Source organism: Vallitalea maricola, assembly GCF_036985595.1.
Lineage (GTDB): Bacteria > Bacillota > Clostridia > Lachnospirales > Vallitaleaceae > Vallitalea > Vallitalea maricola.
Genome location: NZ_BTPU01000368.1, coordinates 1 through 202, shown reverse-complemented (window position 1 = coordinate 202; position 202 = coordinate 1). Strand labels below are relative to the sequence as shown.

The 202-nt window shown below is 68.8% G+C and carries 1 protein-coding gene; it reads right to left on the bottom strand.

Annotated features, from left to right (window positions below; genetic code table 11):
* Positions 1-202, bottom strand: a 202-nt coding sequence (locus AACQ14_RS24360) for an FtsX-like permease family protein (protein WP_339366116.1), incomplete at both ends; no start/stop codon positions are given.

Genomic DNA, 202 nt, shown 5'->3' with positions numbered 1-202 from the left:
GGAACAGCCCGATGATCGACTTGCCCTTCGCCCCGACGGCCTTCATGAGCCCGATCTCGCTGGAGCGCTCCATGACGCCGGCGGTCACCAGGTTCGCGATCGCCAGCGCCGAGGCGACGAGGGCCAGGGCGGTCACCAGCACCATGAGGAGCTGGGTCTTCTCCAGGATCGAGCCCTCGGATTGGGCGACCTGGCGGACGGG